The sequence below is a fragment of the Oleiphilus sp. HI0123 genome, from assembly GCF_001635315.1.
The window spans coordinates 1-8389 of record NZ_LWGE01000450.1; the positions used below are offsets into that span (position 1 = coordinate 1).

Consider the following 8389-nt stretch of genomic DNA (forward strand, 5'->3'; position numbering starts at 1 on the left):
ATTCCAGACATTAAGTCACTGCGTATTCCGGTACGGTACTTGGCTAATTTGCTAACGGCCGGTGAAGAAGCGCCAGTTGTGAATGCACTAGAAAGAATGCTGGCAATGCGTTCATTCAAGCGTTCACAGCAAGTAGAAGGCAAAGAAGATCTGGAAGTTTTGAAGAAGACGGGTTTAACAGCCTTACAGGTTGAAGAAATGTATCGTTACATGGCGATTGCTAACTACGAAGACCGTTTCGTCGTGCCATCAAGCCATAAAGCTTACGCAGAAGATGCTTACGACATGAAGAGTTCATGTGGTTTCAGCTTCGGCAATGGCTGTAGCGATGGTAACAACGAAGTCAACATGTTTGGTGGTAACAAACCAAGTAACCGAGCGAATATCATCGCGGTTTCAGGAGGTGACTAAGATGGATACTTCAAATGCGAAGGTGCTAGCTGTTGTATCTTGTTTGATGGATTACCCACGGGAAGACATCCTTCTTTACAAAGGTGAATTGGATCAAGTGGTAGCGGAGGCTGGCCTAGCGCCAGCCATCGAAACCAAGTTGCTGGCGTTTATTGAAAACCGGGCAGCGATGGATCTAATGGACTGGCAGAGTGAATACGGTGGTCTATTCGATCGTGGACGTTCGGTCGCGCTATGGTTGTTTGAGCACGTACACGGCGAATCCCGTGATCGTGGCCAGGCAATGGTAGATCTGGTCGATATGTACCGCGAAGCAGGTTTAGAGCTGGACAAGCACGAGTTGCCTGACTACATCCCCTTGTTCCTGGAGTTTCTCTCAACCCAAGGTAAAGAGAACGCCCAGAATTGGTTGCAGGAAATGGAGCATATTTTAGGCTTGATCCAGTGTCGCTTGGAAAAACGTAAAAGTGATTACTCGGTTTTGTTTGAGGCGCTTCTGGACTTTGCTGACAGTAAGATCGAATTGGACGAAATTCGTGAGCAAATCGCTGATGAGAAGCGAGATGACACGAAAAAAGCAATCGACAAAGAATGGGAAGAGGAAGAAGTGAAGTTTGGTGCTGAGTCACTAGATAAAAGCTGCGAGTCTTCAACGCGTCGACCCAGCGAAGCTCAGCGTCGTGACCAAGATATCCCGGTTAACTGGGTAGGTTTTGATGCCACGCCGTCCTCGTCACAATCTTCTATCTCCGATAAGAGAGGATAAGAAAATGGATTACTTAAATCATTTATTCTTTGGAATTTACCCCTACATTGCTTTGGCAGTGTTCGTTTTAGGTTCGATTGTGCGTTACGACCGCGATCAATATACCTGGAAAACTGGTTCAAGCCAGATGTTAGAAAGTGCTCAATTACGAAAAGGCAGCCGCCCTTTCCACGTGGGTATCATTATGGTTTTGATGGGGCACTTTGTGGGCCTATTAACGCCACATGTGGTATGGGAAACACTTGGCGTAAGCGATAGTTTCAAGCAAATGGTCGCAATGGGCATGGGTGGCTTCTTTGGCCTGGTGTGCTTATATGGCTTGGTGATTCTTGTTAAGCGTCGTTTAGGTAATGAGCGAGTGCGAGCGACTAGCTCAAGAATGGATATCCTTATCCTACTCTTGTTGTTGGTTCAGCTACTACTAGGCTTGATCTCGATCTTCGTATCGATGGGTCACCTGGATGGTGTTGAAATGGTTAAGCTAATGAGCTGGGCGCAAAATATGGTCTTGTTTAACGGCGTTGAAGCTTCAGCAGCGATTGCTGATGTTCACCCAATCTTTAAGCTACACGTAGCCTTGGGTATGACTTTGTTCTTGGTCTTCCCATTCAGCCGTTTAGTTCATGTTTGGAGTGTGCCAGTTAAGTACTTCTCTCGTAACTATCAGGTTGTACGTAGTAAGGCTTAATAGCCATCTTATCCCCGCAAAGCGCGGGGATATTTTCAAAGGGGTCAGACTCGATTGAAACCTTAGTTTCAATCGAGTCTGACCCCTTTGAAAATATAGACTAAGTTGGAGTTAGATATGATCCGAGTGAATCAAACAGAATTTGATGAAACAGCCATCGTCAAAGAAATGCAGTACCACGTGGCCCAAACGCACACGGAATCGAAAAATAAGGCTTGTGAGTCTCTGATTATCAGTGAGCTTCTTAAGCAGCGTGCTGAAGCTTTAAATCTAGCAGGTGGTGCAAAGAGCCAAGAAGCCCAGAGTACTGAAGATGCGTTTCTTGAAGCTTTGTTAGATACCGAAGTCGAAGTACCTTCGGCCAGTGAAGATGATTGCCGTCAGTATTTTGAAGCAAATCCTAAAAAATTCATGACCAGCCCCTTGGTCGAGGCGCGTCATATCTTGCTTGATGCATCACCCGATGATGCCAATGCTCGTTCCGAAGCAACGGAACTGGCAGAGCAACTGATTAAACGCTTACAAGAAAATATTGGGCAGTTTGAAGAGCTGGCCAAGATGCATTCCAAATGCCCTTCAAAAGAGACGGGTGGTCACCTTGGGCAGCTTGGTAAAGGCCAAACTGTGCCAGAATTCGAACGTCAGTTATTCAATTGTCCTGAAGGTTTAGCCAGTGCGCCAATCGAAAGCCGTTATGGTGTGCATGTTGTTTTCATTAACCACAAAGAAGAAGGTAAAGCTTTACCTTATGAGATGGTTAAAGAACGAATTTCTGATTACCTGAATGAAAAGGTTAGACGTAAAGCGATTGCCCAGTATATTCATTCATTAATTATGGATGCCGACATTGAAGGTTTCGACTTTAGTGTGTCCGACTCCCCTTTAATGCAGTAAGCTCCCCATATTTGGGGTCAGAGTAAAAATGGCTGTTTTTACTCTGACTCCAATTTCTTATCTAATAATGATCGGCTCAAGGTCATAAAAATGACTGAAGAGATCCCTGCAGCGGCAAATAGCATACACATCACCATTATCTGATAGCGAGCGGCAATAAAAGGCGATACGCCAGAGAGTATTTGCCCCGTCATCATTCCAGGTAGCGAGACCAGACCGACGGCGAACATTGCATTGATATTTGGAATCATTGCCGTGTTGAAAGCCGTATTCCGTGCAGTTTCGTAAACATGGCCACTACGAAGTTCAGCCTGTAAACGTTCGCCAGCCAAACTAATGCTGGTCATTGAGGTTGCAAAAATCATCCCGGCTAGTGGAATCATATAACGTGGCAAGTACCAAGGGTCTAGCTGTAACACTAGCTGTGTGACCAGAGCAAGCATTAAACCGCCACCAATAAATACCGCAATCAGCGCTTTACTGAATAACTGAAAGCGTCCCTTTGTTGATAGTGCGTTGTTGCCAGTGCTATCTGACAGCGTGTTTAGAGATATCCAGCTCGATGCCAGCATCATCACTGATAGAACAGCCAAGGTGAGCAAGCTGCTTTCTGATTCGAAGATCATGATCAGCGCGTAGCCAATTAATAGCAGCTGGAGTAGCATGCGGATGATTGAGTAACAGGCTTTTCCGTATGCCAGCCCCCAATATCGCATTAGAGCAATCACAAAGAAAGTAGGGATAAAAGCGATGAGCAAGCGTTCAAAGGGAATGATTTCAATAGTCATCGGAAACTCGAAGTGATTGAAAGGACGGCGCGTATCATAACATGGAGCAGAGTAAAGCGATGGCACTTCAAGAATGATCTGGGTCATACAAAACCTGAAGAATACTCATAAAATGGTAAATAATACGGCGAAAAGTGGTATCTCCTGTTAAGCTTGAAAGCAATCATGACTTTACTTCGGAGAGTACGAGTGTTTTTTGAAAGCTCATCCAAGAAACTAGCTAAGCTTGAAATCAACATGGCCGCTGCAGAAAGCTATCAGGCTTGGTGCAGTGCGGCAGAAAAACATGACCTGGCTTCGGGTGCCAGCGAATGGAAAGAGCTTGAGCATACAAGCGAATATGACTACAAACAGATTCGTCATCGTCTAGAAGCTCTTCAGAGGCTTCGTCGAGACAACAATTATCATGGCTTACTGTTCGCTCTGAATGAAGGTATACATGGCAATATGGGGGGAATGGGTAAGCCTGTTCTCTATAACCATGCCAAGTATGGTACGAAGAAACTTATCGAAGAGTATGTCGATGAGATAGTTGAGTCCATAGAGCATATCGCAGAATTAGATGCCTCGCAGATCGATTATGAAGAGCGCCTAGACTTCTTTCATCGAGCCAGCCTTTGCTACGGCCGAACAGCGCTGATGCTCAGTGGCGGCGGTGCACTTGGACATTTCCACATTGGTGTTGTAAAAGCCTTGCTTCAGCAAAATCTTCTACCAAGTGTTATATCAGGCGCTAGTGCGGGCTCGGTCATTACAGCCATATTTGGTACGCATACAGATTTGGAGCTAAAAGAACTCATTCAGCCAGTGAGAATGTTAGCTGAGGCGAAAGAAAATGCAGGCTGGCTTAAAAAGCTCTTGTATGGAAAGAGAAAGCGCGCTGATATCAAAGATTTTGAAGAGCATGTGCTCAATCGTTTGGTACCTGATCTGACCTTCCAAGAAGCGTATGAACTCACAGGCCGTCGGATCAATATTTCCGTAGCGCCTGCAGAACTCCATCAGACCTCTCGTTTGTTGAATGCGATTACTTCACCAAATGTTTATATTCGTACTGCTGTGCTTGCTTCGTGTGCAGTGCCCGGTATTTTCCCTTCTGTCATGTTGGAAGCGAAGAATGAGCTTGGTGAGCGTCAAGCCTATCTACCCACACGACGCTGGATAGACGGTTCTTTTAGTGATGACTTGCCGGCTAAGCGTTTGGCTCGTTTATACGATGTGAATCACTATATCGGAAGTTTGATTAATCCGATCGTATTGTTTACTAAAGATGGTTGGGATAACACGAGAATTCCAAGTTGGGTACGCTGGCTAACGCATAAGAGTGCTAGCCGTTTTGCCAAAGCAACTTGTGCCGTGAGTCAGAAATATACTCCAAACTGGACGCGTTTTAATGTCTTGATGAATACCGTTGCCTCGGTGCTAAACCAGGAATACAGCGCCAATATTAATGTCTACCCGGATTTTAGAAAATTCGATTTTCGGCAAATACTTAGCCCGCTGTCTGAAGCCGAGTTACTAGAGCTGGTTCGACAAGGGGAATTGGCAACCTGGTCACAGATGGAGCGAATTCGTATTACCAGCAAAGTAGAGCGAACGCTGGAGCGAATTTTGGAAGAATATGGAGAAAATGACCTGCTACATGCGAAGATGAAGCGGCGTAAGAAACAGGTTCAAAAAACCTAAGTTAGTGCATGTCCAGCTGTAGGGACATTTTATCAATAGGCGTTACTGAAAGTAGTGATTTCATACAACGCTTTGAGTCGTAGCCGCACAAAGCGATCTCCTCATCCGAAAATATCCAGGGTTTGCCAGATTCATACAATTCCAAGCGGGCGTTGAGAGGTGCTTGGTACTGCTCCATATAGTGGTGCTTGGCGCTATAGTATTTTAAACTCGATAAAGCATCCCTTTGCGTGATTACTGCTCGTTCGAATAAACCATTAGCCGCATAAACGGCAGCAGCAGTGTCTAGAAAAAGAGGGCGGTCTGAAAGGTCCTCATCATCGATGATATCCTCTATCATTTCTAAAGCACGTTGCGGGTTTCTAAATGAATCATTGGGATATGTTGCCAGCCACCAAGCATAGAAAGCATTGGAGCTGTCAAAAACCTGGTTTTCAATCGATTTCTCAAAATAGTAGCGTGCATTGTCAAGATTACGCTCAGTCCCGTGCCCAACCAGGCTGCTATGCGCTAATACTGCCAATGCCCAATAATACTCCTGGTACTTTTCGCTTTTCAGGATTTTAAAAGCTAATGACTTATCTGGCTCTTCAGTGTCAGCAAGAATTTGGTAGGCTTTTATCAAGGGTATGTAATAGTCATAAGCTTGGTCATAGCGCCCATAATCTGCTTTTTCTGCGATATCGAGATAAAGACGGGATTTTTCCAGATCTCTAGGGACTTGATAGTCGAGGATATAAAGGTTCGCTGCATGCAATGCGGGAATTCGGTAGCCGAGCTTTGCGTCCTGCTCGAAATAATGAAGGGCTTCAGGATAGTTGTGTGCTTCTAGATTTTGTAAGGCTTGTCTAAAGTTCGTTGCACAGGCGCTGAGTTGGATTACTAGAGCTATCACTAGTGAGAGTTTTATTGCACGACTGATCAAATTACCACTAAACACTACCGGCTATCCTTATTTAAATAATCCTTCAGCTATTCTACCACTGGTTTAGAGTATGTACACTTTAATGAAATATAAATAGAGAAAGGCCGAGACGATGTCCGGGCTTTCTCTAACAAGTAAAGTAAACTAACGCCCCATGAGACCCGCCACGGCTGCAACATCATCTTTGCTTTCCAGTAATTGTGCCAAAGCTTCCTCGGCTTTTTCTGGTGTGATGTGCAGACGGGTATAAATACTTTCATCAAGTTTGTCGGCTGGTTTAGGAACAACGCCTGCGTCAGCCAGCATATGTTGAGTGAGCTGCAGTAAACCGGCGTATTCAGCATTTACACCTTCGAAGGCCTGATTCTTTTGGTGTCTCAAGCCAATAATGACTTCTTCTGGCATATTCCAGACAGACATCAGCTGGCTACCAATTTGTTCACGAGTAATGCCCAGTAAGAAGTGCTCAATATAGCCACTGTCTAAATGGGGGTTTGCTTCAATATAGCGACACATCAACGAGAAGTGAGGCGGGAAGACGTGTGCAAGCACCAAATAACCAAAGTTATGCAGCAAGCCCGAAAGATAAGACAAGCCGAAACTGGGGCGATAAGTCGGGTCAATTTTGCTTAGAATTGAGGTCGTACCTAGAGCTAGCCACATGGCTTGCTGCCAATAGGGGGCATAACCTTTTGGCTCATCCTTAGGAACTTTTAGTGTTCTTCCCAGAGCTAAACCCATTGCCAGGTTCATCACCATATCAAAGCCCAATACCCTGATGATCGCGTCGTGAACTGACTTGATCTTTCCGGGTGCATTGTAAAATGAGCTGGAAGCCCAGCTAACTACCTGAGCAGCAAGGCTTGGATCTTTTTCGATGATATCTGCCAGTTCATCAGCGCCTGCATCAGGGTTGGAGCGAAGGCGAATAATTTCTTGTGCACTCTGAGGCAGAGGTGGAAGCTCAAGAGTGTCTTCCAAGCGCTGTTTAATACGTAAGGAGGTAAACTTCTCAATCGCTTGATTGATCTGCTCAAGGTCACTGCCTGGTTGATTTATGTTGTAAGGTATCGATGATAGAGGCACTGCAAAGCTTTCGACTTTAGCTTTTCTAGTTGAGGCTGAAAAGGCCTCTTTACTCAGCTTGATCAGTTTATCTGCTTCATCGGTTTCGATATAGACGGTATCCTGTTCGATGACACGAGCATCGACAATCGCCGGTAAACCGGTGATATCCGGAATAGCCGGAAGCGTTTTGATGCTATGCACGGCGATTAGGCTGTGTACATCCTCATGTGGCAGCGCTTCGAATGAGCGCCCTACCTTACTGTTCAAACTGTCGACATCCAGCATACTGTCGGCTAAAAATATTAGCTGCGAACGCCCTAGTGTGTCTGCCATCAAGATGGTTTTCAGAATCTGGCTATCGGGAATGCCTTCACGGTCAACTAACACTGGCTGGTCCGCTTCAGTCAAATTAATTTCGGCATCATTCTGGTATTGTTCAAAAACTTTATTCACCACCGCGGGTATCATGTCATTTAACTCTTTGTTATCCATAAGCGTTTCCATATCAATAAGCTAAGTGTAGATCAATCCAGCAAAACAGTTCGTCAATTTAGTCGAAGGTAACAAAAATACTAAACTTCGCCATAAACACGCTTTGCGCCGACCCATCGACGAATCAATAGTTCACTGAGCTTGGAGTCCTCAAACACTTGTGCAGCCATGGTTTTGACTTCAGGAAGCCAATTTTGGTCACGTTGAAGGTCTGCAATCCGAAATTCGACCATACCGGTTTGCCGGGTACCCAGAACTTCACCAGGGCCTCTTAACTCCAGATCTTTCTCGGCAATGACAAAGCCATCGTTACTTTCGCGCATTACACTTAAGCGCTCTTTGCCATTGGCGGATAGAGGTGGGTGGTACATTAGCGCACAATAGCTTTTTAAAGCGCCCCTTCCTACGCGGCCGCGCAACTGATGTAGCTGGGCGAGCCCTAAGCGCTCAGGGTTTTCAATAACGATAAGGTTCGCATTGGGAACGTCCACACCGACTTCAATAACAGTCGTAGCAACCAATACATCAATACGCCCTTCTTTGAACTGATCCATGATTAGGCTTTTATCCTGAGCCTTCATTCGCCCATGAACCAAGGCGACAACCAAACCTCCTAGCTGAGCTTGTAACCAGGCCAGGCTTTCCTCTGCAGCCTGACACTGCAGGGCTTC

8 protein-coding genes and 1 pseudogene are annotated in these 8389 nt (G+C 45.5%); 5 read left to right on the forward strand and 4 right to left on the reverse strand.

Annotated elements, in window-relative coordinates:
- From narH to A3761_RS04255, 4 genes and pseudogenes are all read left to right on the forward strand, one after another.
- Window positions 1-411 (forward strand): annotated as a pseudogene (narH, locus tag A3761_RS04240) (nitrate reductase subunit beta); the annotation flags it as partial.
- A gap of 1 nt (window position 412) precedes the next feature.
- Window positions 413-1177 carry a nitrate reductase molybdenum cofactor assembly chaperone gene (narJ, locus tag A3761_RS04245; RefSeq protein WP_068508660.1) on the forward strand — a complete coding sequence of 255 codons (765 nt, stop codon included), beginning with the start codon at window positions 413-415 and terminating at the stop codon, window positions 1175-1177.
- Between the two features lie 4 nt (window positions 1178-1181).
- Window positions 1182-1865, forward strand: coding sequence for a respiratory nitrate reductase subunit gamma (gene narI, locus A3761_RS04250; RefSeq protein ID WP_068508659.1), 684 nt, complete (start codon window positions 1182-1184; stop codon window positions 1863-1865).
- Between the two features lie 117 nt (window positions 1866-1982).
- A complete protein-coding gene (locus A3761_RS04255) occupies window positions 1983-2759 on the forward strand; it encodes a peptidylprolyl isomerase (protein ID WP_068508658.1) in 777 nt (258 codons plus the stop codon).
- 38 nt (window positions 2760-2797) lie between these two features.
- Here the strand turns inward: A3761_RS04255 and A3761_RS04260 are convergent, their stop codons facing one another.
- On the reverse strand, window positions 2798-3634 hold the full coding sequence (locus A3761_RS04260; protein WP_197470226.1) for an ABC transporter permease: 837 nt from the start codon (window positions 3632-3634) through the stop codon (window positions 2798-2800).
- Between the two features lie 102 nt (window positions 3635-3736).
- Between A3761_RS04260 and A3761_RS04265 the strand changes: the two genes are divergently transcribed.
- Window positions 3737-5233, forward strand: coding sequence for a DUF3336 domain-containing protein (locus A3761_RS04265; protein WP_197470227.1), 1497 nt, complete (start codon window positions 3737-3739; stop codon window positions 5231-5233).
- A gap of 1 nt (window position 5234) precedes the next feature.
- On the opposite strand, the gene A3761_RS04270 is transcribed toward A3761_RS04265, so the two are convergent.
- The 3 genes from A3761_RS04270 to A3761_RS04280 form a co-directional block, all read right to left on the reverse strand.
- Window positions 5235-6173, reverse strand: coding sequence for a sel1 repeat family protein (locus A3761_RS04270; protein ID WP_068508656.1), 939 nt, complete (start codon window positions 6171-6173; stop codon window positions 5235-5237).
- A gap of 129 nt (window positions 6174-6302) precedes the next feature.
- Window positions 6303-7718, reverse strand: coding sequence for an aminoacyl-tRNA deacylase and HDOD domain-containing protein (locus A3761_RS04275; protein WP_197470228.1), 1416 nt, complete (start codon window positions 7716-7718; stop codon window positions 6303-6305).
- Between the two features lie 80 nt (window positions 7719-7798).
- The coding region (locus tag A3761_RS04280; RefSeq protein ID WP_255374916.1) for a helicase-related protein at window positions 7799-8389 on the reverse strand (591 nt) is incomplete at its 5' end.

Coding starts and splice junctions, on each gene's coding strand:
- narJ (WP_068508660.1), top strand. CDS start 413: ATGGATACTTCAAATGCGAAGGTGCTAGCTGTTGTATCTTGTTTGATG.
- A3761_RS04275 (WP_197470228.1), bottom strand. CDS start 7,718: ATGGATAACAAAGAGTTAAATGACATGATACCCGCGGTGGTGAATAAA.
- A3761_RS04260 (WP_197470226.1), bottom strand. CDS start 3,634: ATGACCCAGATCATTCTTGAAGTGCCATCGCTTTACTCTGCTCCATGT.
- narI (WP_068508659.1), top strand. CDS start 1,182: ATGGATTACTTAAATCATTTATTCTTTGGAATTTACCCCTACATTGCT.
- A3761_RS04255 (WP_068508658.1), top strand. CDS start 1,983: ATGATCCGAGTGAATCAAACAGAATTTGATGAAACAGCCATCGTCAAA.